Annotated in this window: 25 protein-coding genes; 8 read left to right on the top strand and 17 right to left on the bottom strand. The window is 34.0% G+C overall.

Annotated features, from left to right (window positions below; translation table 11 throughout):
• Positions 1-128: 128 nt before the first annotated feature.
• The 13 genes from LJE12_RS00730 to LJE12_RS00670 all read right to left on the bottom strand — a co-directional run bounded on the left by LJE12_RS00730 (position 129) and on the right by LJE12_RS00670 (position 11895).
• Complete coding sequence (locus LJE12_RS00730) at positions 129-356, bottom strand: DUF6870 family protein (RefSeq protein ID WP_147418534.1); 228 nt, start codon at positions 354-356, stop codon at positions 129-131.
• Positions 357-389: 33 nt separating this feature from the next.
• Positions 390-1214 carry a recombinase family protein gene (locus tag LJE12_RS00725; protein WP_055058943.1) on the bottom strand — a complete coding sequence of 275 codons (825 nt, stop codon included), beginning with the start codon at positions 1212-1214 and terminating at the stop codon, positions 390-392.
• 357 nt (positions 1215-1571) lie between these two features.
• Positions 1572-3233, bottom strand: coding sequence for an IS66 family transposase (gene tnpC, locus LJE12_RS00720; RefSeq protein ID WP_055056075.1), 1662 nt, complete (start codon positions 3231-3233; stop codon positions 1572-1574).
• Between the two features lie 311 nt (positions 3234-3544).
• Positions 3545-3904 carry an IS66 family insertion sequence element accessory protein TnpB gene (gene tnpB / locus LJE12_RS00715; RefSeq protein ID WP_081019426.1) on the bottom strand — a complete coding sequence of 120 codons (360 nt, stop codon included), beginning with the start codon at positions 3902-3904 and terminating at the stop codon, positions 3545-3547.
• Complete coding sequence (tnpA, locus tag LJE12_RS00710; RefSeq protein ID WP_161233677.1) at positions 3898-4281, bottom strand: IS66 family insertion sequence element accessory protein TnpA; 384 nt, start codon at positions 4279-4281, stop codon at positions 3898-3900. Before tnpA ends, tnpB begins: the two co-directional genes overlap by 7 nt.
• 431 nt (positions 4282-4712) lie before the next feature.
• Complete coding sequence (locus LJE12_RS00705) at positions 4713-5063, bottom strand: helix-turn-helix domain-containing protein (protein WP_055058942.1); 351 nt, start codon at positions 5061-5063, stop codon at positions 4713-4715.
• A gap of 818 nt (positions 5064-5881) precedes the next feature.
• A complete protein-coding gene (locus LJE12_RS00700; protein WP_227226177.1) occupies positions 5882-7168 on the bottom strand; it encodes a sensor histidine kinase in 1287 nt (428 codons plus the stop codon).
• A 2-nt stretch (positions 7169-7170) separates the two neighbouring features.
• Positions 7171-7572, bottom strand: coding sequence for a LytR/AlgR family response regulator transcription factor (locus tag LJE12_RS00695; protein WP_227226175.1), 402 nt, complete (start codon positions 7570-7572; stop codon positions 7171-7173).
• The gene (locus tag LJE12_RS00690; protein WP_227226173.1) at positions 7557-7877 is read right to left on the bottom strand and encodes a LytR/AlgR family response regulator transcription factor; all 321 of its coding nucleotides are present in this window, start codon (positions 7875-7877) and stop codon (positions 7557-7559) included. The genes LJE12_RS00695 and LJE12_RS00690 overlap by 16 nt, the downstream gene beginning before the upstream one ends.
• Positions 7878-8138: 261 nt before the next feature.
• Positions 8139-8309, bottom strand: coding sequence for a hypothetical protein (locus LJE12_RS00685; RefSeq protein ID WP_155512398.1), 171 nt, complete (start codon positions 8307-8309; stop codon positions 8139-8141).
• 28 nt (positions 8310-8337) lie between these two features.
• Positions 8338-9372 carry a radical SAM/SPASM domain-containing protein gene (locus LJE12_RS00680; RefSeq protein ID WP_055058939.1) on the bottom strand — a complete coding sequence of 345 codons (1035 nt, stop codon included), beginning with the start codon at positions 9370-9372 and terminating at the stop codon, positions 8338-8340.
• The gene (locus tag LJE12_RS00675; RefSeq protein ID WP_055058938.1) at positions 9366-10244 is read right to left on the bottom strand and encodes a PqqD family peptide modification chaperone; all 879 of its coding nucleotides are present in this window, start codon (positions 10242-10244) and stop codon (positions 9366-9368) included. The genes LJE12_RS00680 and LJE12_RS00675 overlap by 7 nt, the downstream gene beginning before the upstream one ends.
• A gap of 16 nt (positions 10245-10260) precedes the next feature.
• Complete coding sequence (locus LJE12_RS00670) at positions 10261-11895, bottom strand: ABC transporter ATP-binding protein (protein WP_055058937.1); 1635 nt, start codon at positions 11893-11895, stop codon at positions 10261-10263.
• Positions 11896-12239: 344 nt separating this feature from the next.
• On the opposite strand from LJE12_RS00670, the gene LJE12_RS00665 reads away from it, so the two are divergent.
• The 3 genes from LJE12_RS00665 to LJE12_RS00655 are packed head-to-tail and all read left to right on the top strand — an operon-like array spanning position 12240 to position 14702.
• Complete coding sequence (locus LJE12_RS00665; protein WP_055058936.1) at positions 12240-12566, top strand: hypothetical protein; 327 nt, start codon at positions 12240-12242, stop codon at positions 12564-12566.
• Between the two features lie 17 nt (positions 12567-12583).
• Complete coding sequence (locus tag LJE12_RS00660) at positions 12584-14011, top strand: hypothetical protein (protein ID WP_055058935.1); 1428 nt, start codon at positions 12584-12586, stop codon at positions 14009-14011.
• Positions 14004-14702, top strand: coding sequence for an ATP-binding cassette domain-containing protein (locus tag LJE12_RS00655; protein ID WP_119243069.1), 699 nt, complete (start codon positions 14004-14006; stop codon positions 14700-14702). The genes LJE12_RS00660 and LJE12_RS00655 overlap by 8 nt, the downstream gene beginning before the upstream one ends.
• A gap of 525 nt (positions 14703-15227) precedes the next feature.
• On the opposite strand, the gene LJE12_RS00650 is transcribed toward LJE12_RS00655, so the two are convergent.
• The 3 genes from LJE12_RS00650 to metK all read right to left on the bottom strand — a co-directional run bounded on the left by LJE12_RS00650 (position 15228) and on the right by metK (position 18514).
• Positions 15228-15563, bottom strand: a complete 336-nt coding sequence (locus LJE12_RS00650) for a hypothetical protein (protein WP_155512404.1) — start codon at positions 15561-15563, stop codon at positions 15228-15230.
• Between the two features lie 339 nt (positions 15564-15902).
• A complete protein-coding gene (locus LJE12_RS00645; RefSeq protein ID WP_161234287.1) occupies positions 15903-17273 on the bottom strand; it encodes a B12-binding domain-containing radical SAM protein in 1371 nt (456 codons plus the stop codon).
• 53 nt (positions 17274-17326) lie between these two features.
• Positions 17327-18514, bottom strand: a complete 1188-nt coding sequence (gene metK, locus LJE12_RS00640; protein ID WP_055059033.1) for a methionine adenosyltransferase — start codon at positions 18512-18514, stop codon at positions 17327-17329.
• A gap of 208 nt (positions 18515-18722) precedes the next feature.
• Here metK and LJE12_RS20415 point away from each other — a divergent pair, with 208 nt between their 5' ends.
• The 5 genes from LJE12_RS20415 (at position 18723) to LJE12_RS00615 (ending at position 22002) form a co-directional block, all read left to right on the top strand.
• Positions 18723-18959 (top strand): helix-turn-helix domain-containing protein, encoded by a 237-nt coding sequence (locus LJE12_RS20415; protein WP_081026582.1) that lies wholly within the window; start codon positions 18723-18725, stop codon positions 18957-18959.
• A 17-nt stretch (positions 18960-18976) separates the two neighbouring features.
• Complete coding sequence (locus tag LJE12_RS00630) at positions 18977-19684, top strand: LytR/AlgR family response regulator transcription factor (protein WP_161234285.1); 708 nt, start codon at positions 18977-18979, stop codon at positions 19682-19684.
• A gap of 119 nt (positions 19685-19803) precedes the next feature.
• Entirely contained in the window at positions 19804-19968 is a 165-nt protein-coding gene (locus tag LJE12_RS20410) for a cyclic lactone autoinducer peptide (RefSeq protein ID WP_081026356.1), read from the top strand.
• Positions 19969-20553: an accessory gene regulator B family protein gene (locus LJE12_RS20975; protein WP_055057352.1), complete on the top strand. Its 585-nt coding sequence runs from the start codon at positions 19969-19971 to the stop codon at positions 20551-20553.
• 621 nt (positions 20554-21174) lie between these two features.
• Positions 21175-22002 (top strand): toll/interleukin-1 receptor domain-containing protein, encoded by an 828-nt coding sequence (locus tag LJE12_RS00615; RefSeq protein WP_081026357.1) that lies wholly within the window; start codon positions 21175-21177, stop codon positions 22000-22002.
• On the opposite strand, the gene LJE12_RS00610 is transcribed toward LJE12_RS00615, so the two are convergent.
• The gene (locus tag LJE12_RS00610) at positions 21969-23342 is read right to left on the bottom strand and encodes an SIR2 family protein (protein ID WP_055057353.1); all 1374 of its coding nucleotides are present in this window, start codon (positions 23340-23342) and stop codon (positions 21969-21971) included. The two genes, LJE12_RS00615 and LJE12_RS00610, sit on opposite strands and share 34 nt — an antisense overlap.
• Positions 23343-23583 lie beyond the last annotated feature (241 nt).

The following is a 23583-nucleotide window of genomic DNA, read 5'->3' as shown; positions in this document are numbered from 1 at the left end:
TCAGCTAAACTAATTTGATGTTTGGAAGCACAAGCTGCTTGTCCTCTACTTGCCATCATCTTACCATAGTTCTATTCCCCTGTCTACCCCGCAATCCGCTGACACAAATCACAGTTTCCTCCTCTGTATCACCACTTCATCTGCACAAGGCTTTCAAGTGCTTCCTCTATTGTACGGCTTGTAGAAGCGAACCCTACTTTCACAACGATATTTCCGCTTTTTATGAAATAAGGATTCTTTCCTGATTCCAGGATGCCCAGAATCTTTTCCCTTTTACTTTTTGTAACATCTATGTTCATTTCATCCAAATCTGGTATTTCTGCCGGATTGATATCCTCAAAAGACATGTTTCTCATATGCATCAAGTCTTCCCTGGTAAGCATATGAATTTACCCTTCCATTCCCTCATCCATACTTTCCAGCATGATTTCAAGAATCCTTTCTTCTAAAATCTGGGTTTCTCTCTTTCTTTTTTCTATGTACTGATATAAAACATCCTGTTCCAGGATGCCATAGCCCATACAGTCTACTTTTACACCATAACTGTAAAGAGTATCCAAAATTTCTATGATCTCCTCAAAGTTTCCCGACAGCCGGCTCATGCTTTGAAGGACTACAACATCAATCAAATGTTTTCGGGCAAGCTCCAGTATTTTATCCCATGCAATATCCTCCACAGCCGTACTGCAGCCCACGGAGTTAAACATTGCCAGCAGATTATATTCCTGTACCTCACAGTATAACACCTCAATCTCACGTTCATAATCCAGAAAACACTGTGCGCTTTCAGAAGATACAAAACGGTTATATATCACCGCATTCAAAGGCTTTGCATCCAGACATACGACTGGACTGATAAAAACCTCTCCGTTATTGATCTTTCCAAAGCATACGAGAGATTCCTGTCCCCTGCTCTTTTTCTCTTTTGAAAACAATTCATTAAATGCAAATAGTTTCATGCTGTTGCTCTCCTTCCTGATTTTCCCGGATTTCATCCCAGGGATATGAAGAAAATAAGACTTTTCTGCATATCCCTGAAAACAAATACGGATAAAATAAATAGTTTCTTCTTTAATTTCCACACACCATGCTGACAGCAACTTCCCTGCCAGCATGATTTTTTCATTCTCTCTCCCCGGTGTGAAACGGGAGTATGTAGGACCGGTCTTAGCAGACCGCCTGACACCCTGCAGTACCCTTTCCCGCTGCAGCATGTCCCAGACGCTACCCTGGTTACCGTGTTTTTGTCAGTAAAGGTATCATTATCATCCAGGGTTTCGGATTACCTGCCGCCGGTAACCCATGCCGGAGTGCCGCTCACACTTTTCCTTCTTCTATTACGATTCCTTGTCTGATCTGCCCTGTTATGAAAAAAAATTATGTCTGGCAGACAAATGCTTCCTCGCGCAGCTCATTGCTCCACATCATCCTATTGGATGTCCTGGATGTTTTTGTGTCCTTCAAGATATTTTTAATGTCAGAAATGACATGTTTTAACCAAAAATAAAATATCACCATACTGATATTCTGTAAGCGATGAATAATCACCCGGTCACGACTTCCTGGGAACCTTAAATATTCAGGTTCCCACGTTCTTCAGGTCTTACTTTTTCGATATCTATGATCCCGGTACATCTTTCTTTTATAAAGTCACTCCATGGCAGCAGCTGTTTTATGCCTGCGGGCTCATTTTTATAGTCCGGCATATACAGCAGCAAGGTGTAGAGATAATGATAGATGTTCAGGTTATTGGCTTTCGCTGTTTCTATGAGACTCAATACAATGGCACTTGCCGTTGCTCCATCAGCAGTATCATGAAACAGAAAGTTTTTACGCCCCGTCACATAGGTTTTTGCCCGACGTTCCGCTGCATTATTAGAGATCTCGCATCTTCCATCCAGTAGATAATTCATAAGGGTCTCTTTATGATTAAAGGCATAGTTTACCGCTTTTTCAAGCTTACTCCCGCCAGCAGGCTCCAGGGTTTCCAACCATGTCCAGAATTCATTCCAGATGGCAGGTTCTGTTTCCTGGCGTTTCTGTTTTCGTTCTTCCTGTGGAAGTTCTTTGTAGAGACGTTCCATATAGAAAAGACGGTTACAGAATGCAACTCCTTTTTCGGCAGGGAGCAGGGAACTGTCTTCTGCAGTTCCCTGCGGAGGTTCTGCAAGTTCCTGTTCAGAATTAATGTCCAGAAGTTTCAGCTTTTTCTGACGTGCTTTTGGGACTGCTTCAAAGAACTTACGCCTGCAGTGGGCAAGACAGCAGACCAGGACAACATCTTCGATCCTGCCGTATGCACTATACCCATCACACTGGAGCATCCCAGTGAAACCATGGAGAAATTCTATCGGATAATCCCCGCTCCGTCCGGGTCTGTAATCATACAGGATGATCGGTGGTTTTCCATCAGTCCCGCTCAGGTAGATCCACATATAGGATTTTGAAGTGGCAGTTTTTCCCTCTTCATGAAGCACCTGACAGGGTACCTCGTCTGCATGGAGGATCTCTCTTGCCAGCAGTTCCTGATGCATTACTTCATAGACTGGAGAGAGATATTCCAATGAACAGTAATTGTACCAGTGCGCTGCAGTTTCTCTTGGGACAGGCACCCCTTTTTCCATCCAGTCTTTTGACTGACGGTAAAAGGGAAGGTGCAGAAAGCTTTTCTGGTACATGACCATTGCCACCATATCCGGCGATGCGGGACTATGGGCAAGAAGCGGTGTCGGTGTTTTTGCCTCTACGATCATTGTTTCATCCTCCTGCCGACATACAGGACACATAAGGGTTTCCTGCATGTAATGGACCCTTACCACTTTTGCCGGAGTGATACGCAGTTCTTCCCGGACAAACTTATACCCCAGGTGTTCCATCGGGGAACCACAGTCCGGACAGATCCTTTCTTCCGGGGGAACATCGCAGGAGATCTCTTTTATGGGAAGGGCCTCATACAGATCTGCACGAACAGACTTTTTTCTTCTGGTCCGTGTATGTTCTTTTACAACGGTCACCGTTTCTTCCTCCTGGATTCCTTCCTCCTGATCAGGACGCCTGGTCTTTTCGCTGGATGTTCCAAAGATCTTCCTTTTCAGTTCATCTATCGTCTCGTTCAGGTTCGCAATAGTGCTGCGGAGCTCTTTTATGGTAGCTCTGAGATCCACAATGGTCTGTTCCTGTTCTTTATTCGTGTTTAATAAAAGCTGGATCATATCTTCTGTATCATGAGGCATGGCATTTCCGTCCTTTGTTTTCTTATCCCTATTATAAAAGAAGTACGGGGATATGGCAAACAGACGGGACAGATGGTACTGTCAATCTGACGGTACCTCAGTTGTGGATATCTTTCCTAAAAAAATGAAAGATATGCCTGTATGCTCATTCTTTTAGGAAAGATATCCACCTGCTGTTTTAAAACAGATGTTTTTTTGAGTCTCATCCACATCGCATTCGAAAGGAAAAAAGAAAGCAGTGGATAAGTGTCTGGCGGCTGCCTGCTGTCACGGATATAGAAAATTTAAAATTCTCTGTTTTGCACAAAGGATCAGAAATCTTTTTTTCTGCCTGTGCCTTTGATTGCTTTGGGCTGATCGATGGAAAGACCTTCCATAAGCCACCGGAATTCCTGACGCGTCAAAAGACGGGCTTCCGAAGCATTCCGCGGCCACTGGAACCTGCCGTTTCCGTCAAGCCTTTTCTGGAGCAGCACAAAACCATCCTTATCAAAATGGAGTGCCTTAAGTTTACGGCTATCCCTTCCACAGAAAAGATAAACTGCATTTGCATACGGATCGAGTTCATAAGTATCGCGTATGATAGCCATAAGCCCGTCGAAACTTTTTCGCATATCTGTACGTCCGGTGATAACGAAGATCTTAGACACACCGGACAGATCACCTAACATAAATCCTGCAGCGCTGATAACATATGAAATATGGTCTCACGGTCTGCTGCGTTGGTGATCTCAATCTGGAAACTGTGATAAGTGATCTTTATAACAGAGTCTGGAATGGTATCCGTTTTGAGCTGCACTGAGGATGGGCAGACTGCCGGTTCCTCAAAAGAAAGCGGTACAACTTCCTGTTTTCCTGAGAAAGAAGAATGGACTGGTTCCGGTATCTCACAGGCTTTTTGTCGAAGTCTTCGTATCTGGTAATAAAAGTTGCTTGTATGGATATGATGTTCCTGACACCAGCATTTATCAGAAAGACCACTGGACCGGCATTCCTGGATCAGATCCAACCATTCTTTATCTGTACGTCTTGGATTTTTTTTAGGCATAAAAATTCAACTCCTGTTTTTTATTTGGAGTGAGATTAGCACAGGTACCAGAAGAACTGAAGTGAAATGGTCCTAAGTGCAAAAAACTGGAAAAGTTATAGAGATACCACTCCTTAGAGGGATTATCTCATAAATTTTGGATACTGAAAAACCGGTGGATTATTCATCGCTTACGATATTCTGTTTTCAAGGTACAGTTGTCCAATAAGTTTGAACCGTCTTCATTATAAACAGGGATGTTTGTGTGCAGAAGTGACTATGCTGGACAAAAATTCTTGTGAATTGCCAATTCAGATTTTATGATAGGAAACGATAATTTTCCCAATATGAAATTTGACGAAGTTAACTATATAGGTGAATATCTTGACAGATGCTGTCGCCTTTTTCTTTTCGGGCAAATAAAAAAATGGCCTGACGCCATTTTTTTATGCTTACGCTGCATGTGGATTTAATTGTTTCAGGTTAGCTTTCAAACTTTCCAGGCTGTTAAGCAGAAACTTCGTTTCCGCTTCGCTGCATCCTTCAAAGATAGCAAGATACTGTTTGATATTATTTTCATTGGAATCCTTTACCGCCAGGTTAATGTAGTCATTTCCTTCTACATTCAATGCCTGCAGAATACTTATGTATGTTTTCATTCCTACCCTGCGTAAACCGGCTTCTACTTTACTGATATGTGAAACAGATAATCCAGTAATTTCAGCCAACTGCTCTTGTGTATATCCACTTTTTTCTCTCAAATACTTTAGATTTGCAGATATAATTTGAAAATCGTCGTACATTTTATCACTCCCAAACTAATGTACCTTGAGTATAGATTTGTTTTCGTGTTATTAGAATGGACTGTTTGGGAAAATATTTTTCTTACTTTCCGTTTCAGAATTTTCGACAAATTATAGCTAATGTTATCACTATTTTCTGCAAGAATACTTTTATATATAAAATAAAAGTTTTTTACATCTACATCAATTATCTAAATATGCTTCTTCCTTGTAGCTATATATTAGTAATTTTATAATAGTACTTTCGTCTAATTGGATATTTACAATGATTAAATAGACAAAGACAAATGTAAGTCTTTTCATCATATCCCATACTATTTTGATTTTATAAGGCAATTAAAATAGTAAATTAATCGTTATATGGTATTCCAAACGTCGGTGTCTCAGATTGAACTGGGATATGCACATGGATTGTTTAGGATAAAATTTATCCCACTTTATACTATTAATATATATCACCAGTACTGTAATTTCTAATAAGATTCTGCGAATCAAACACAAGGATTATGCTGTTTCCATTTTACCGGACAGTAGAACACGGAAGCTGGGTTACTCAGTTCCTATTAACTCCCTACATGATTATCGGATATTCCCTTTTATTACCGGCTTATGTCACCTAGTGAGGATGAAAACTTATTTTAAAAACAATACATATTTGCCGTAGATATAGACCTTAAAAGGAAATGTCCATACCATACCTTTTAAGGTCGAATCCTTCTATATCTGTCCAGTTTATTATAACCTATCCAATATTTATTTTATTCTGTACATTTTGTTCATAAATAGTGTCAATTATTATTGTTTCTTACCTTTGATTTTTACAGTACACTTTTCCCCAAATCCTTGTCATCACAAATACCATAAAGGATTGCGCTAACTTCATACATTTCACCAAAATCTTGAACCTCAACAATCCCATTAAATTTTTCAACAATTTGCTTAACACTGTTGAGTCCAATCCCATGATTCAAATAGCCCTTTTTCTTTCGTCTACTTCCCCGTATTTTGCTGTTTTTAATATTAATTATTAATATGTGCTCTTCATATTTTACTGACACATTAATCCAACGTTTTTTCCTATCTACCCCTTGGTTCGCTTCAATCGCATTATCCAAGAGATTGCCAAATAGTACTCCCATATCGCCATAGTCAATATTCATATATTTAGGCACAAAAATATTGCTTTCTATCTTAATATCTGCTACCTGAGCGGCACTATATTTTATATTTAATACGGAATTTAAAATACAATTATCCGTATATAAATTTTTCTTACTGTCTTCTAATTCACCTATTATTTCTTTAATTTTGGTACGTATTAATTCATTATCATCCTCTATTCCATATATCCCAATCAATTTATTTTTTAAATCATGCCGTATTTTTCTCAAATACTGACTACTTTTATCAACTTCACTGTAATATGCTTCTTTTAACTTTGCTTCTTGTATTATCATTTCCTTTTCATAGATTGAAGCATATATTGTATTCATTTTTTTAAAAACACTAAATATTAATATATTAATAAAGAGAACTATAAATATAATACTCGTACACAATAACCACTCTTCAGGTATATCATATAGCCATATAACTCGAACAACAATGCAGCAACTTATAATTCCCAATATATAAATCAGGCACAAAAACACATTGATTTTCAATGGTAAGTCAATAAGATTTCCCTTCCAATAATTTTTAATGATTATTACAGTAAATAATCTTATCAATTCGCATAGCATTACAGAAATAAAATAGTTTACTGACTCCGATAGGTTCGGAAAAATCTCCGAAAAGGAATCCAGCAATAGTACGCCAATTGGCTCCGTAATAAAACCTAACCCTAAATAAAGCATAGGCAAAAACAGATAATACGTTCGTGGCAACATAAAATTAGTACAATATAGATATATTAAAAACATACTACATATTAGGTTTGCTATTGGATATCCAATAGCATTTACAATACTAAGTACAAAAGCACTTGCTACTAATGTAGTTATTGAAAAAAAAGTATTCCTTTTTCTTTCTTTTGAAAAGCAATAATAATACTTATCTACTATATAAAAGTCAAATAAATTCATAATAAAAGTTAGTATAAGCATCTTTATCCCTTCTCCTTAATAAATCTCAAATGCCTTTTCTTAACCTCTTGACAATATTTTTTACTAACAAAAAGTTTGTCTCCAGTTTTTAGAATCAACTCATCTCTTACAATTTCTCGCACATAAAATAAATTCACAATACAAGAAGGATAAATTGCTACAAATGCTCCAGAATCAAGCTGCTTCCATATTTCATTTAAAGTCATATTAAAAATATATTCTTTATCCTTAGAATATAAATATGCTCTTCTGCCGGATTTCTCTATGTAATATATTTCTTCAAAGGGAATAGAAAAACTATTTTTTCTGTAGCTAAAAACAAATACTCCTTTTGTAATATTAAAATATCGCTTTATTTTTTTTATTAAATTTTCAAATTCAGAATATTCTAGCGGCTTACGCAAAAATCAAATGTGATGACCTCAAATACACTAAACACATATTGAGAGTAATTAGTTAAAAAGATAATGAGACAGTTGGAATCCTTTTCTCTTATCTTCTGTGCCAGTTCTAAACCATTCATCCCCTGCATTTCAATATCTAAGATAAAAACATCATAGACTGTCCCTTGTTCTTCTACATACCTATACAAGGTATCCGCACTATTATAAATATCATATTTAATTGTTGCATCATTGAGTTTACCGAAATACTTCCCCAGAGTTTTCAGTATTATTGCATCATCGTCACAAATAGCTATTTCTAACATAAGTCATCTCCTCTCTGGTATTACTATACAGATAATAAATTTAATAAAACTTTATGTCAAGAAATTTATTTAAATTGGGGTGAGTATTCCGTTTCAAACGGAATATCCATTGGGGAAGCCTCTAAATCGGAAAGGCTATCCGGTTCCCGAATAGCCTTATTTATGTATTATGAAACACATCTAAATTAGATTACTTGCACTCAAATTACTCTCCTCTATGTGTCATAATACTATTGGTTTTATTTTGTTTTTTTACTAGGGTTAGGGTGTGACATCAATCTGAGACCACACTACAAGTACTAATGCATATGCATATGCAACGGCAATTTCTGTCTGCCAAACCAGTCCCGCCGGCTGTACATTTGGATCTGTACCATTTCCATTTCCATCTAAAGTATTTACTACAGGTGCTTCATATGTGTTTTCTCCCATATATTATATCTCCTTTCGTTCAAGTAATCTATTTAAAAAATTCGAGGAGTCGCTCAGATAAGACGTTCACATCGTCCTCAATTAAATCAATGTATACATCGCCGTTCTTAAACTCAACTGGCATATCATTGCTTTCTATATCCATTTCTCTTATACAAATAACTTTCTCTGCTAGTTTTTTGACAATCTCTAATTGCCACATTTTGTATAAACCATTTTCCCAATATTCTGTAAAGGAATGTTTTTTCAGATTTCCTAAGATGATAGGCAAGTATGGGTCAACAATTAGTTCCCCATTAGACCTAACAATAGCATTCGTCAACATTAAATCTTTTTGCCGGAAACGTATTAAATGGTCAATCGGGTCTCCCCAGTCAATCTGGGGGTCCTTTCCTTCCATATTCATTTTTCTAATTTCCATAACCAAATCCCTATATTGGTCATTTGTCGCTTCAATTGCTTTGACATTCTGGCTTGCTCTTCCCATAATCATCAGCGGCTGTACCCGTAAACTAGTCCCAGAAATACCTACTGTGTGAAGATAGTCCCGTACTGCCCTAAGCTCACTAATATTAAAACTCGTTGGTGTAAAAGCAACTGCAGTATCTACTCCGTGTTTTACCAAAGCTTCAATTGCCCTGGTTGCTTTTTCATAAACACCTTTTTTATTTCGAATTCGGTCATGAGATTCTGCTTTTATACCATCTAAACTAATCTGTATTCTAGTTACTCCCGCATTTATAAGCTCTTCAATTACTTCATCAGTCATTAAAATCCCATTCGACACCATTGCTACATTTTCACACCCATAAGTTCGTAGCCTCTTTGCAGCTTCTACAATCAATTCTTTACGTAAAAGAGGTTCTCCACCACAAAAGCAGAAATTTAATAATTTTATACTCTTAAACTCATCTATAAAATCTAAGACTTCCTGATCCGTAAGTTCGTTTTGGGACGCCAGATTTTCACCACTACTATTATAGCAATGTAAACACCTCAAGTTACATTTGTTTGTAATATCAAAACTAATCTGATGCGGCCCCACAATCAAGTCTCTTAACATGCCTTTGAACCCTCCTTCTCATAAAAGAAACAGTAATTGCAAACGTTTCCTCCCTGAAATTCCCCCAAGGAAATATTTTCTTTTATAAAACCATGCGTCTGCAAATTTTCAATAAATTCTGCTTTAGCGTCACAATCCTTTTCAGGTAATTGAACTTTAATTTTAACCATTGCCCGGTTGCAGGTACCGCCTGAGTACTCAACAATTCCAGTTAATAAAGACTCTTCGTATCCTGCCTGTGCAATTAAAAGTCCTAAAGAGCATACTGTACTGTCTAAGTTTGTAGTATATTTCAAAGTAGCAATCCCCTTAATTTCCCCGTTTTCTCGAACAGCAAAAAAGTCTTCTGTAAAATTAAATAAGACATCTCTTATAAACAACTCATCATAATATGGTTCGAATCGACTCATAACATTTAAAAATCGGACATTCTTACTATTTGCTTTGATAAATGTAATAATCTCTCTAATATCTCCCTCATCTAACAATTCAAATTCTTTGTTTCCTTCAAATGCTACACATAATTTTTTCATAAATGGGTTCCTCTCTTTCCACTCAATTAATTGAAATCTTGATAAAACACTTAAATTTTTTACAACATCATTAGCTATTACTTGCCTTTGTATGTCCGGATACATATCACTAATTATTCTTATAATCTGTTCAACCGTATTGCTCCCGTTACATTTCTTTAAAATATTTTGCGTAGTCCTATTCAAAAACAATTCCTGTAATCGTGGAAGATTCGTACTCCTTACGCTAATATACCCCTCCTTCTCTTCTCTACGAAAACTAAAGTTTTTTTGCTCAAAAATCGGTCTTTGCTTCATAATGTTTGTCCTAAGTCGAGCTGTCATTTTAAAGTCATACATACTCAATTCCTCCGTCTTATGCATTTTTAGATAAATTTATAATATGATCCACTTTATCAGTGATTTTATCATCATGTGTTACAATAAATATGATACTATTTCGTTTTATTGTATTCAGATAATTGTATAGTTGTTCTCTGGAATCAGTATCTAATGCTGATGCAGGTTCATCTAAAATTAGAACTTCTGAATCCTTTAATAAAATCCTTAATAGGGATAATTTTTGTTTTTCTCCTCCTGAAAGATTCATAGCATTTTCATTTATAATAGTTTCTAATCCATTCGGCAATTTTTTCAAAAACACATCTAACCCCAATAATTTTGTAATGTCTATAAATTTCTGACTACCGCTTTTGTCTTCGCCACCCAAAAACATATTATCTTTTATAGACTCTTCAAGTAATATCGGTTCCTGTTCTAAGATTCCATAGCTTGTTCTTCTCATTTTTCCAAGGTCACATTTAACAATTGGGACTCCATTTATAAATATAGGTGCTTCCGGTATCCAGTACATCCCTGTTATAATGTTCATTAACGTACTTTTTCCAGCTCCATTTTCGCCAGTAATCCCGTATATGTTTCCACGTCGAAATTTATATGAGAAATTTTTTAATATTACTCGTTTATCTAAAACGAAATCCAAATTATTCACTTCAATTGTTTGAATATGTTTAATTACTTTCTTACCGTATTTTTCTTCTTCAATGCTCATTACATTGATAAGCCGTCCCAACGAAACTTGCATTTCTTGTATAGATTTCCCTAAACCAAAGAAATATCGTATTGCACCTAGAATCATACTAAAGTAAGTCGAAATAATGGTAAATTCTCCTATAGTTAGGATTCCTTCCATTACACGGATTCCTCCCAAAAAGAAAAGCGTTATTTGTGCTATAGTCATAATTATTTTATCTAAACTTGTAAAAAGGAAACCAATTTTCTGGACACGCATTCCAGCTTTATATAAGCAAACATATGATTTTTTCATTAGCCCATCAAAAAATCGGTCAACACAATTCATCTGAATATATTTTATATAGCCTAACTGCTTATATAATGTACTAAAATATTTTGTTTCTTTTTCTCTTGCTTCCTGGTTACAATGCTTAAGAGGCTTTTTAAATATGATATAGGTACCTGAATATACCAAAAGCATACAAACCAAAATAATTCCAATATCCAAGCTAAAATGCAACAATGCAATCAATGAAAGAATCATGGTAATAATATTTGTCAAGATATTTTGTAACGTCTGTAATGAAAAGCTAGTGACAATCCCCGTATCATAATTTAACTTTTGCGTTATAGAAGCTGTTGTTTGTTTTTGTAATGTCAGTATTGAAATTTTCCTTATATGATGGAGGAAATCCATATTTATTTCATAATTCATTTTAATTCGTAATCGTGCAAAAATCTGACTTATAATATAGTTACATGCAATAGACCCAAAACTCATAGTTGCAAATACTACGCAATATTTTACCAATTGTTCTCGTTGCTCTATATGTAATAAAACATCAATGAAGTTGCCTGATATATATGGTGCAATTAGCGATAGTATAGAACACAATATGCAAAGTAACATATAAATAGCAAATACACCAAAATTTCTTTTTATATATTTACTCAAAAAGCGCCCTGCCTGTTTCATGTTATCCCCTTTTCCGTGATTTTCTCGACTGCATGGTCATTGTAGCAAAAAATCTGCTCTTTTTTATTGTACTGTCACAATTTGTCATTTAACTGCAATGGGGTATTTAACCAATATGGTGTTAAATTCTTTTGTTACAGATATGTCGCTTTTTGTTACACTTTACTTTTTTTCTTCCTAAAATATTATATAATTGGATGTATTCCAAATTAATAAAGGGGAATCAAATGAATATCTTTTTTTATTACCATAGTAATCCTCCATGATTACTGCACTTGCTATCTTCTTTATAGGTCATTCATGGAATATAATTTAAGAACTTAATACATAGAAAGGACAAAACTATGATTAGAAAATTATTAAAAAATCTTTTAGGAAATGATTTTACAGAAAGCAATGAGCGATATGCAAAAATTAACTTTACAATTATTTTTTTAATGTTTATTATTTCAGCGATTATGCTGCTATTCCTCCCCGAACAATTACCGATTATCCACGAAGGGGCTAAGACTTATAATGTACCAAGTATCCTTGGTGTCTGGCTTTTCCCCGTTCTTGCTTTAGTCATCAATCTTTCTTTTATAAAGCAAAAAAGACTTTCACCTATAAATTCAATTGCATTTGGTATTATCGCCATAATAATGACTGTTTTTTATATCAACGCACTTTAATATTTGGAGGCTAGTCCATGAATGACCTGTTAAAAAAAATTCTTTATTTCAAAAAAGAAGGTTCGCTATTAATTATATTATTATATTGTATTTTAAGTTTTTACTTATGTTACTTATTCTGGTACGTTGTAGAGCGACTTCAACTAATAAATCATCTTAATATTAGTTCTCCTCTTTTCTCATTTATAGTAAGTCTGCCTATTGGTACACTTATGCTTATTTATAAAATCATTGATTCTATGTTTTATAATAAACGAATCAAAGATATTTTAACCATGCCTATAAATAGAAAGCATTTATTCAAAATATACCTTTCAGAAATAAATGTTCCTTTTATTGAGTTGGAAACTCTACTTTTTATAACATTAGGCCTATATACACCTGACCTTCTATCTGTAGTAAAATATTACTTATCTTCCATTACTTTAATATTCTTATTCTCTTTAAGCCTTTGTTGCTTATTATTGATAATACTAAAAATTTGTCACACTACGCATAGCGGATATATCATGATTTTTTTTCAATATGGTGGTTTTTTAACAACACTTCTACTTTTCAAAAATTTACTAACCTATTTACTATTTTTTCAAAGAACCGCCTCAGTTACTTTATTTCTTTCTATAGTTCAAGCGCCACTTTTTCTACCTGCTGTTTTTATAGGAAGTATTGTTTTAGCTATAATTACTTTTATTTTATTTGATCATATTTTTTTTCAAAACATCTATAAGATAATTGATTTTGAGTATAATAAGCTCTTCTACTCCAAAAAAGAATTATTTTACATAAGGACACCTTATTTCTTTTTAGAAAAGAAACGATGTTTCGCTAATAAAGATATATTGTTCTATGCCGTCCTAAAAAATATAATATTAATTATTTTGCTTTATAAGTTTATTACAACTAGATATTCTCTCGATACAACCTTAGTTAATATGATAATTGTTATTATTTTGTGCTCAATTAATCCTTTTTCGGTCACTGCATATTCAAGCGATCCTTATATCAATCAGCTTGTTTTAACAACACCAATCGACTCATATAAAATTTTTCAGAGTAAAGTACGAATGAGTTTTTTTCTTAATTCTACAATTGTTCTAATTTTTATATTATTAAATTTTTTTATTATACATACAAAAAAGGATATTTTTTTTCTAGTTCTATATGGACTTGTCAATAATTATCTTTGTTCCTTCATCGGAGTTATTTTTGATTGTTTAATGCCCGACTATACAAAGAATAAAACAGAATTATTACATGGAAATTCAAATAAATTTTTATCACTAATAGTTATGACTTTGAAAACTATTTTTGAAATTTATATCATTAATCAATTAGATTGTAAGAAATATTTATTACCAATAGTTAGCTTCATAGATATAATCCTATTAATATTAATATTAATACTAATATACACAAAAAAATCTAGGAGGAATACTCGTGATTAAAATAGAAAATTTATCTAAGACCTATGAAAAGAAAAATATATTTCATGCCCTTTCCTTAACACTATATGATACCCAAATTTACGCTTTAGTTGGAGTAAATGGAATCGGAAAAACAACTTTCTTAAACTCAATCACTCAGTCTGCCTTTCGGACTAATGGAAATGTTCTTATAGATTCTATACCAAATTCCGCTTTTGAAAGTAAATATCATTTTTTTTTCATTCCCGACCATAAAGATATGTTCTTAAATCTTTCTGGAAACGAATATTTAAGCTTTATAATTAATATCTATAAGTGTGACTTTACTGCTGCCAGTACTGCAGCTCATAAGATAACCTCTCTTCTTAAAATATCTGCGGACTTAAACAAACCTCTTTCTTCCTATTCGTTAGGTATGAAGCAAAAGATATATCTTACTGGTGCTTTGATTTCTGGTGCTACAAATTTAATACTTGATGAACCTTTTAATGGTCTTGATCCAGAAAGCTGTATCGTTATAAAAAATCTCTTAAAGGATTATTGCTACTGCAAGCATAATATGATATTATTTTCAGTACACAATTTAGACCTTGTTTCTAATTTCAGTGATACTATTATTTTAATCAATAAAGACCGTCAACTATTATCATTAAAGAACACTCAGAATATCTCAGAATTAGAAGATTACTTCTTTAAGCATTGTGTCATCTAACTTCATATATATTCTAAAATGTTTTTCGAAGCAAAACAAAAGAGGGTGTCGTAAAATCAATGTCAATAAGTTAAGCCTACGGATATTGATTTAAGCCTCACGGATTAAATGACCAAAAGTAGTTTTAAGCTTTTGGTCATTTTTTTGCACAACAAATAAAACAGATATAAGCTCTGTTTTTCGAATGCTATTTTGTATTATTTATGCTATTCTATATAAGAAGCTGTTTGCTTGAGTTAGGACGGACTTTTCGTGGAGCCTTTCGTCCTTCTCTGATTGGAAGAATATTCTTCCGAATGAGTGCTACTAAATCTGATGGGTGTATTCTGTCTCTGAAATATTCCCGGCAAATAAAAACAGCTACAGTGAAGTTGGTCTGATAAGTATATTTCCTGTTTTTCTGTTGAATTGCAATAGTTGTGATAATCCGTTCACAAAAGTTGTAGATTGTTAGTCGAGCGAATATTTCCTGCAGGATATACTCCACCTTTTTTGCGTGAAAATTGGTTAATCCTATTGTATATTTTAGTTCTCGAAAAGATCGTTCAATCCCCCATACAGAGCATTTAAATGAAGTTGGTTATATCCTTTCTCATGCCGTTCCAAAGAATTATGCCGCCTATAGGTATCCTTATCATCAGGAGTGTAAGCAATAGCCAGATCAGATTTATCGCAAGCAAGCAGACGAAATCCACGATAAGTTTCCAGCGATGAAAAAGAATCATTGAAAGAATGAAATAAGAAATCCATTGTCTCAGGCAACAATTTCTGACGTTGCTGGCAAAAGGCGGGAACCGAAGCCATATCCGGAGAAAAATCCCAGAAATCGAACCATTCTTTCCGAATGGTATTCCCGCCCATAGATAAGAGAAACTGAATGGTATCTGAGAAAGAAATTTTTTCGTTTTCTGGAAAAATCTTTTCCAGTCTCTACAAATAGGTGAGATACAGATTGCATCTGTGAGATAACAGAAAGCAACTGATTCTTTAGATCAATAGGTGAATTATTTTTCATCGGAAAGTCTCCTTAAATAAATGTATATTTAAGTGGCTTCGCCGCAAATTTCGAGTGATTTGTCAAGCTTTTTTTGAATTATTACAAAAAAGAGCAGGTCATACATTGTATAATCTGCTCTTGAAAATGTTACTTTAACTTATTGATATTGATTTTGCAACGCCCCCTTTTATTTTGCTTCATAGCTATATAGCAAAAGTTCTATTATAGCTTATTTTCTTTGTACATGCATAAATTAACTTAATTCTTTTTTCAATTCTATTTATCTCTTCTTCACTTATAAGCGGATTCGTACTATAGAAAATGTCCGTATCATATCTCCATGACGGATTATCGTAAATATCCGATTCAACATTTATGCCATATTTTTTACGCTCCCACCATATATCAGATGGTAATAGCATAAACCAATTTACCCGGCACAGTATACCGAATCTATTAACAATATATTCCACAGTATCTAATGTTTTTTCTATCGTACCAAAATCTTCCCATGGAAAACCAATAATGAACGACAAATTGGCAACACTAGATAATCCTTTTTCTTCTATAATTCTTAACCCTTTGTATAGCTGCGCTATTGTCAGGCCCTTTTTTATTTTTTTTAATCCCTCATCATACCCACATTCTACACCGATTTGCATCTGAGAAATAAGATTTCTCTGAAATCCCTCTAAAAACTCTCCTGATAAAATATTTGATATTCTTGCTTCTATAAAATACTTCATTTCTTCTCCATAACATTTATGTAACGCATCCAAAATTTTAATAGCTCTTTTTGGGTGCATTGAAAAACAGTCATCTACAAATAAAATATTTCCGCCTCGCATAATATTTTTCATATGTCTTTTAGCATGTTTAACCCTTTCAATTACCTGAATTTCACAAAGCCCTCTCCAGTTATGCCTATGAGGTATAGAGCAAAAAGAGCAGCTAAACTGGCACCCTCTTGATGATTCAACCGGCATTTCTACATACGGATTATCAATCGGCAATAATTCATAATCCGGAAGGGGTAATGCCTCTAAATCTTCGATTGTCATAGCACCTCTGTCTGGATTCCTTATGATATTCTTTCCACTTTTATAGGTAATCCCTTTTATTGTATCTAAAGGAGCAACATTCTTAAGTGTTGCTACGAGCTCACACCAGGTCAATTCTCCTTCCCCTCTCATAATAATATCCGCTTTTGTAGTTAAGAGTGAATATTCATCAAAAACGCTTACATGAAGTCCTCCTAAAACTACAGTAGTATTTTTTTTCCAACTAATTTGATTTACAACCGTCTTAGTTATTCCCCAATTGAAAGTATTCACAGAGAATCCAACAATATCATATCCTTCTTCCAAACATTCCTCAATCAAAGTAACACATGTTGTTTCTGCATTTTCTTTTTCATCTAGATAAACAAATTCACACGGATCAATAATTGAGACTTCATATCCTTGGCATTTTAAAACACTACTTAACGAATACAAAGCAAGCGGTAAAACTTCTGTTGCTTCAAGTTTCATATCTTTGTTTTTTTCCGGTAAACTAATCAATAATATATTCATATTCCCTCCTGGTCTATAAGAAAGAGGAATCACCAGATTCCTCTTTTATCCCTTTACAGATATTTTTTTATTATTTCTGCCTTATCAGTTTTCTCCCACGGAAAACCACAGTTCCCTCTACCAAAATGTCCATATGCTGCCGTTTTTTTGTATATTGGTTGCCGCAGATTCAGCATCTCAATAATACCAGTAGGTTGTAATTCAAAATTTTCTCTTATAATCTCGATAATCCTATTATTAGATACTTTACCAGTTCCAAAGGTTTCAACACCTACTGACATAGGGGCAGCTACTCCAATTGCATAAGATAGTTGGACTTCACATTTATCAGCTAATCCAGCCGCTACTATATTTTTAGCAATATACCTAGCTACATATGCTGCGGAACGGTCTACCTTTGTACAGTCTTTGCCAGAAAAGGCACCTCCACCATGACGTGCGTAGCCACCATAAGTATCGACAATAATCTTGCGCCCTGTTAGACCACTGTCCCCATGCGGTCCGCCGACAACGAAGCGTCCCGTTGGATTAACATAAAATTTCGTGTCTTCATCAACCATTTTTGTATCAAGAACAACATCAAAAACATATTTTTTAATATCGCTGAAAATTTTATCTTGTGAAATGTCTGAATTATGCTGTGTAGATAACACTACATTTTCCAATCTTACCGGAATATCGTTCTCATCATACTCTACGGTAACCTGTGTCTTTCCATCCGGGCGCAAATAGTTTAAAATCCCCTGCTTCCGTACTTCTGACAAGCGATATGCCAATTTATGAGCTAATGTAATTGGATAAGGCATAAGTTCTTCGGTTTCATTTGTGGCGTAACCATACATCATGCCTTGGTCTCCTGCTCCCGTTTCCATTTTCTCGTCTTCAGATAGTCCATTTTCTTTTACTTCTAGTGCCTGCTCAACCCCCATTGCAATATCAGGAGACTGTTCATCTAACGCAGTAACCACAGCACAAGTATTCCCGTCAAATCCCAATGTCGAATCTGTATAACCTATTTCTTTTATCGTATTTCTAACGACTCCTGGAATATCAATATATGCTGTTGTTGTGATTTCCCCCATAACCAGAACTAAACCAGTTGTGACACATGTTTCACAAGCGACTCTACTATTAGGGTCTTTTTTTATTAACTCATCCAGAATTGCATCTGAAATTTGATCGCATATCTTATCTGGATGCCCTTCAGTCACTGACTCAGCAGTATAAAATCTTTTTTCCATAATTCTACTTCTCATTTTCAATCTTTCTCCTTCCGTTTTTTATACAACTTATATAAAAAGTATATCAAAAAGAATATTCATTTCATGATAGTTGTAATAGATTGCCATTTATCTGTCACATCCTATTCACCAAGGACTATATATAGTGCTGATTATATAATGATTTCCTTTAAAATGAATATCATTATATAAAGCATTGGAGTGATTTATTATTACTGCACAAAAACTTGTTGTTAAAAGAATTAATGAACTATGCAAAGAACATAATCTCAATTATTATGCATTAGCTTATAAGGCCGCTATTCCTAAAAGTACCTTATTAAATATAATACATGGCACTAATCCAACAATAGAAACCATCCAAAAAATATGTGGTGGCTTTGATATTAGCCTTGGTACCTTCTTTAACACAGATTATTTTTACGAAATTTATGATGATGAATGAAATGGAGAAATATTACAATGTTGCATATTGCTTTGTGTGATGATAACCCTGCTTCTATTGAAATCTTAGAAAAATACTTTGACATATTAAACGATTCAACAATTGATTACGACGTCTACTTTAGTGCCGAAGAATTATATAGATATAAACTTAATAATGAATTGACCTATGACATTTATATCCTTGATATCGAGATGCAGGGCATGAATGGTTTAGAACTAGCTAAAACGATTCGCACGAACGAGCCAAATGCTCTTATCATTTTTCTAACAAGCTATTCAGAATATGTCTTTGATGTGTTCGAAGTTATTACTTTTGATTTTTTATTAAAACCAATTACTTTTAAACGTTTCCAGAAAGTTTTACAAAAAGCTTCCACATATCTTAATATGAATAAAAAATTATTTTCATTTAGTTATTGTAAAAAGAATTTTAGCATTCCTTGTTCAGAAATTATGTACATTGATAAATCTGGGCGAAAAGCATTTTTACATACTCCTAAATCTACCTATACTCTTAACATGACACTTAGCAATATTCTAACACATGTAGATCCAAACCTTTTTGGAAAAATTCGTTCTTCTTGCATCGTAAATCTGGAATATGTCCAAGAGGTTGTCCGTGATGAACTTCTCCTAAAAAATGGTGAATCACTATTTGTAAGTAGGAATTATAGACATACCATTAAAAGTCAACACCTCAATTTTATTAGAAATCACTTTTAATATTAAGGATAGTTCCTTTTCATTACAGATAAGTGACTTTTTATTACATGTTTTAGAACATGTATATTCTTTCTGGTATGATAGCTTATATCATATAAACAAATGGAGGATTACCTAATATGAAACATTTAAAAAAATTGGCAACTACACTTAATAAAAATTGCCTATCATTTATAGCTACCTTAGCTTTATTTGTTACCTATAATGGGGTGAATACAGCCTGTTGGTTTGTTATGAACCAGGATGAATTGCCAAAAGGCTCCAAAAAACTGAGAAACTTTTAGATGAATGCATTATCTACGGTCATCATAAATAAATTACTAAAAGATAATCTTATAACAAAACAGAATCAAGACCTATACCTATATGGATTAAATGGCTTTATACTTTTGTTTGTGAATTTATTAACATCCCTTTTATTAGGCTACTTTACAAATCATTTGCTGGAAATAATTATGTTTTTAATTCTTTTCATTCCCTTGAGAAGTAATGCCGGCGGATTTCATACCAAGAAAAAGCTAACTTGTTACTGTTTTTCAAATTTGATGCTTTTGGCAATTGTTTATATTCCTAACTTAATAATTTCAAAAACCGCTTACGGGATAATAGCTATACTATTTGTTTTGAGTAATCTACTAATACTTTGTTTAGCTCCTATTCCGAATTTCAACCGCATTTTCGACCCTAGCGAAAAAATCGTTTTTAAAAGAAGAACACATTACGTTCTACTAATCGAATTTTGTTTTGTTATATTCACTTCTTTTTTTAATTTTGACTATTGGTCGAAATTATATATGTTAGTTCCAATAGTGGTTGCATTTTTACTGATAATTGGTTTTCTAACTAATAAAATGCGTCATTTATTTTGAAATTTAAAAATATAGTCTATATAATAATTATTTAAACTGGTTTCCATAAAATCCTCTGGCGGATATTATGGAAAAGTATATTTCTCGTAAAGACAATTCCTAACAGGGAATGTTCATCCTATAGTACTAAACATTCCCTGTTCCTATTTAAATTATCACTTCAAAACTAATCTGTCTAACATATTCAATTCGCCAAGAGAATTCAGCGTTGTTTATTTATTTCCGCATTTTTCATCTGCTTCCTGTGTCTGGACGGGCAATTCCACTCTTGCTTTTTATCACTTGTTATTCCATCCATAAACACTTTTGGCTTTGAAGCAATAACACCTCCTATCGTTCAGTTTTCCCCTGAATCCGTAAGGAAATAGAAAACTTTCATTCTGTAGATCTCCAGTTCCTAATCAATCGTCTGTGAACCGAACTGATGTTCCGACAAAAATGTAAGATAATGATAACATTCAAGCAACATTCACGTTGTTGACTTTGACCAGCTCTACCGTGGTATAAGCCATGGTGCTTGCTTCAACTCCAGCAGGAATATCCAGAATAACCCGCCTTTTCTTCCAACTACAAATGGACGGATGCTGTTCTCGGCGGCTTATCCTTATATGAAGATAATATATAATTATCAATAAAAAATACACTGAACTCAAAATACTTAACAAGGGGGATGATACTATCAATAATTGCTCATATTCTTTATTCATTTGTTTTGCTGCTGAAGACAGATATAGTATTGTAGAACCTCTAGTATATCATCTTAAAAATTATGGTATCAAAACCTGGTATGATCGTGATAAATTGTTAATGGGGGATAATCGCGAAGAGATAAACCTTGAGAAAGGTGTTTGGAAGTGTAACTACGCTCTTGTTGTTATTAGTAAATTTACTGTGGATTCTGTATGTGCAATGGAGGAACTTTCTATAATAGAATCGAAGTATAGACAAGGGAAAATCATTGTCTTTCCAGTGGTATATGAATTATCACCAAATGATATTCCGGACAGGTTGTGTTGGATTAAAGAACTTATCTTTAAAGAAGTGGATAGACATTCCGGTACTCGTGAAGTATGCAGTCATATCGTATGCAAAATTACGGGAAACATCTTGAATAATTGCATTCATCAAAAAGTGCGAGATATTATCTCCACATCTCAAGAAATTCTGCCATCTGGGGTGTATGACATCATCCGTAGTTATTTACAAATTGATCATGCAAATCTTAACAGCAGAATCTCTTTACTTTATGCAGCATACTTGGTTATTACTGATACAAAAAGAATAAATGCAAACTCTATCACAAATATGGTTTCTTGTGTTTTTGACAGATTATTTTCTGAGACACGCCTCAACCTTCCTGTAGATTACAGAGAATTATGGCTATTAGAAAATTCACTCTGTATATTAATTGATTTTTACATAGATTCTTGCACAGAATCAAGAATATGAATAATAATCTGTGAAAGGAATTCGGGTGATTGAACCGAAGTAAGTAAATCAATTCTACCTTCTAAATAAGGATATCGAGTCAGTTCACCCTTTACCTTTTCCCATATAATTTCAGAAACCATTCCCGGATATGCTATAGGAATAATGGTTTTGTGCTGTTCACATGCAATTTCAAATTCTTCCATGACACCGCTTTTTGTAGCTGAAGAATTTTCGCTCATTTCGCCAAACACAAAAATTGCTGTTCCACATTGACCAATTACTTTTTTTCTTGACCGGTATTTTTCTTCAGCCGCAGCTTGTGTATTACCGACAAATGGTTTTACAATAAGATGTTTTTCTATATCTTTAACACCTTGTTTTGCCAAGTATTCATTTGCATAACCAATAAGGTGTGTGCCAAACCTTCGCCCGATTCCATTAACTATCCGGTAATCATTTTCAAGAAGTGATGATGCCAAATTTCGTGATAAATTATGCGAATATTCTTCGATTTCTGATGTGAAAGAACTGAAAGCTCCTGAAACAAATACACGTTTACTTCGTATCCTTGAATTTAATTCATTTAAAATAATTTGTATCTCTTTATAATCATCGACTAAAAGAACACGAATATGATAACGTTGTTCAATATCTTCAACAAAATGTTTGAAGTACGGATCTTTTGGATTATTTTTCATAATTGTATAGTGATATGTTGCTGAGTATCCCAAATATCTTGTGATTTCGCTCAAGCAATCCAATACCAGATGATCTGTAAAACTATAACCGATGAAAAGAAATGTGCTTGATATAAGCTCACGTTTAAAAAACATCAGCATAATGCGATGTGTGTCCGCATATTTCTCATAATCGCTTTGTGTAGCCACGATACCCTCTAAGTTTGTTACATCACCGTTCATTTTAAATATATTGATTCGTTTATTAATATCAATATTTGAAAAATCCGAATCTCTAAACACCTTATTTGTTAAGATATCACGCTTTTGATAATTAAGTTCAATAGCATTATCAAAGTTAGTAGTCCATACGTTTGTAAAACCAATATCTATAAGTTCCTCAAGTAATTGACTTTCAAAATTATTTCTATTTATGCGTTCATTAATTCTTTTTCTAAGTTCTCCCGGTCCAAAACTATTTGAGTAATACTGAGCTAGTCGGTAATAATCTGTGGATTCATTAATAGGGGTTCCTAAGTCTCTTGCAAATGGTGCAAACAAGTCTGCCCAATTGGGGTAGCCTGCATCACATGAACCACCAGCACCTAAAAAAAGAGAAATCCTTTCATCAAGGGCTTGCTTAACGAATTGTTTGAGAAACTGTTCTTTGTCTATTGGCATATTCTTTGTCTCCGTTAATTTCCATAAGATATTTCAAGTGTTTCTATATCGGATAATTATATATTATCTGATACTTATTATAACAGATTATCCCATATTTTTCCATAGTAACAAATACGGTGATAACAAATCGTTCACCTTATAATGATTTTTCTGTCCAATTCCATTATAACCTTTTGTATATTCCTCTCTGGTCAAAAATTTTGTACAACAAAAAAACCACTCACATTTTGACCGGTCA

Origin of the sequence: Blautia sp. DFI.6.71 (assembly GCF_020593585.1) — a bacterium.
In the GTDB taxonomy this organism is placed as follows: Bacteria; Bacillota; Clostridia; order Lachnospirales; family Lachnospiraceae; genus Blautia_A; species Blautia_A wexlerae.
The sequence above is the reverse complement of the archived record's forward strand: the minus strand, read 5'-3'. Positions and strand labels throughout refer to the sequence as shown.

Bases quoted from the DNA above. Each gene is read 5' to 3' on its own strand.
- LJE12_RS00730 (WP_147418534.1), bottom strand. From the start codon at position 356: ATGAGAAACATGTCTTTTGAGGATATCAATCCGGCAGAAATACCAGAT.
- LJE12_RS00725 (WP_055058943.1), bottom strand. From the start codon at position 1,214: ATGCTGCAGCGGGAAAGGGTACTGCAGGGTGTCAGGCGGTCTGCTAAG.
- tnpC (WP_055056075.1), bottom strand. From the start codon at position 3,233: ATGCCTCATGATACAGAAGATATGATCCAGCTTTTATTAAACACGAAT.
- tnpB (WP_081019426.1), bottom strand. From the start codon at position 3,904: ATGTTAGGTGATCTGTCCGGTGTGTCTAAGATCTTCGTTATCACCGGA.
- tnpA (WP_161233677.1), bottom strand. From the start codon at position 4,281: ATGCCTAAAAAAAATCCAAGACGTACAGATAAAGAATGGTTGGATCTG.
- LJE12_RS00705 (WP_055058942.1), bottom strand. From the start codon at position 5,063: ATGTACGACGATTTTCAAATTATATCTGCAAATCTAAAGTATTTGAGA.
- LJE12_RS00700 (WP_227226177.1), bottom strand. From the start codon at position 7,168: ATGCTTATACTAACTTTTATTATGAATTTATTTGACTTTTATATAGTA.
- LJE12_RS00690 (WP_227226173.1), bottom strand. From the start codon at position 7,877: ATGTTAGAAATAGCTATTTGTGACGATGATGCAATAATACTGAAAACT.
- LJE12_RS00685 (WP_155512398.1), bottom strand. From the start codon at position 8,309: ATGGGAGAAAACACATATGAAGCACCTGTAGTAAATACTTTAGATGGA.
- LJE12_RS00680 (WP_055058939.1), bottom strand. From the start codon at position 9,372: ATGTTAAGAGACTTGATTGTGGGGCCGCATCAGATTAGTTTTGATATT.
- LJE12_RS00675 (WP_055058938.1), bottom strand. From the start codon at position 10,244: ATGTATGACTTTAAAATGACAGCTCGACTTAGGACAAACATTATGAAG.
- LJE12_RS00670 (WP_055058937.1), bottom strand. From the start codon at position 11,895: ATGAAACAGGCAGGGCGCTTTTTGAGTAAATATATAAAAAGAAATTTT.
- LJE12_RS00665 (WP_055058936.1), top strand. From the start codon at position 12,240: ATGATTAGAAAATTATTAAAAAATCTTTTAGGAAATGATTTTACAGAA.
- LJE12_RS00660 (WP_055058935.1), top strand. From the start codon at position 12,584: ATGAATGACCTGTTAAAAAAAATTCTTTATTTCAAAAAAGAAGGTTCG.
- LJE12_RS00650 (WP_155512404.1), bottom strand. From the start codon at position 15,563: ATGGGCGGGAATACCATTCGGAAAGAATGGTTCGATTTCTGGGATTTT.
- LJE12_RS00645 (WP_161234287.1), bottom strand. From the start codon at position 17,273: ATGAATATATTATTGATTAGTTTACCGGAAAAAAACAAAGATATGAAA.
- metK (WP_055059033.1), bottom strand. From the start codon at position 18,514: ATGGAAAAAAGATTTTATACTGCTGAGTCAGTGACTGAAGGGCATCCA.
- LJE12_RS00630 (WP_161234285.1), top strand. From the start codon at position 18,977: ATGTTGCATATTGCTTTGTGTGATGATAACCCTGCTTCTATTGAAATC.
- LJE12_RS20410 (WP_081026356.1), top strand. From the start codon at position 19,804: ATGAAACATTTAAAAAAATTGGCAACTACACTTAATAAAAATTGCCTA.
- LJE12_RS20975 (WP_055057352.1), top strand. From the start codon at position 19,969: ATGAATGCATTATCTACGGTCATCATAAATAAATTACTAAAAGATAAT.
- LJE12_RS00610 (WP_055057353.1), bottom strand. From the start codon at position 23,342: ATGCCAATAGACAAAGAACAGTTTCTCAAACAATTCGTTAAGCAAGCC.